The sequence below is a fragment of the Anaerotignum faecicola genome (assembly GCA_024460105.1).
In the GTDB taxonomy this organism is placed as follows: Bacteria; Bacillota; Clostridia; order Lachnospirales; family Anaerotignaceae; genus JANFXS01.
This window is the reverse complement of record JANFXS010000594.1, coordinates 1-387: the sequence shown is the minus strand read 5'-3', so window position 1 is coordinate 387 and position 387 is coordinate 1. Positions and strand designations below refer to the sequence as shown.

The window sequence follows — 387 nt, the reverse complement described above, 5'->3', positions numbered from 1 at the left end:
ATCGTCTTCTTATCAATGCCCTGCTTGATAATCTGGTAGGTTGTAATATTCTTTTTATCCATAGTTTTCCATAATGGTTCGTAACTGATCATATTGGTACTTCTTACAATTACTATACTTTGCAAAATGATCATTGTTCTAGGAGGTGTTTTTGGTATCTAAGATTTCTTACTCGTTAGTAAATGATATTTTTGAGATAAAGGATAAGGTTTTCTTGTATCCGTAAGTCCGGTTAGATAATCAACCGATGTTTTATGAAATTTTGCTAATTCGTGTAAAATTTCTATCGGAATATTAACATCTCCAGCTTCGTAATGAGCATAAGTTCTTTGCGGCACCCCAAGAATCTCTCCCATTTCTTTTTGATTTAAATTGCAGTCTTTACGC

General features: G+C 33.1%; 1 protein-coding gene. It reads right to left on the bottom strand.

Annotated elements, in window-relative coordinates; genetic code table 11:
- Positions 1-158 precede the first annotated feature (158 nt).
- On the bottom strand, positions 159-387 hold a 229-nt coding region (locus tag NE664_15550), incomplete at its 5' end, for a helix-turn-helix domain-containing protein (protein MCQ4728048.1).